This window comes from Prolinoborus fasciculus (assembly GCF_056724605.1).
On record NZ_JBWZQN010000164.1, the window covers coordinates 1 to 699 of the forward strand.

Annotated in this window: 1 protein-coding gene and 1 pseudogene; both read right to left on the reverse strand. The window is 48.1% G+C overall.

From position 1 onward, the window contains the following. Window positions 1–263 (reverse strand): annotated as a pseudogene (locus tag AC1P5O_RS16740) (IS66 family transposase); the annotation flags it as partial. Between the two features lie 74 nt (window positions 264–337). Continuing rightward, the coding region (tnpB, locus tag AC1P5O_RS16745; protein WP_499006429.1) for an IS66 family insertion sequence element accessory protein TnpB at window positions 338–699 on the reverse strand (362 nt) is incomplete at its 5' end.

Genomic DNA, 699 nt, shown 5'->3' on the forward strand with positions numbered 1-699 from the left:
ACCGCTTCATCCCAGAGATGGATTTGTTTTGCGGTGAGATGTTCGTTTTTACTGCCGAATTTGTGCTTTTTAAACAGCGCCAGTTCATGCTCGTATTTTTGATTGAGAATAGAAAGATGCTGAACTTTGGCATCCAATTGCTGGTTTGATTTTTCTAATTCTTGATTTGATTGTGCCAGAGACTGATGCTGCAGCGCCAACTGCCTGGTAAATTCCAGCAGTTGTTCATGGGTCAGTTGGCTTAAGTCAGGCAGCGTATTCATGACCGCAGTATGCCTGAGGTCATGAGAAGAATGAAATAGAACGTTTGGAGAATAGCAGAATGGAACAGCTTGGTTTAAAGCATCGTCACCACCTGCTGTCGTCCAATGCGCTGCCAGGGCAAACCCTGGATCAGTGCCTGTAACTGTTCCGGGCTGAGAGCTACGCTTTCACCCTGGTGAACTTGAGCCCAGTGAAATTTGCCCTGTTCCAGCCGCCGGGCACACAGCCAGATGCCCAGTCCATCATGCACCAGTACTTTCATGCGATGGCCACGTTTATTACAGAACAGGTAAGCACAATGCGGTTTGATGTAGCCAAAGGCTCTCACCACCTGAGCCATGGTCGTATCCATACCTGCACGCATGTCCATGGGCTGAGTAGACAACCAGATTTCATCAATGCGGATCATGTTGCAAGTGCCTTGAGTAATTCTGC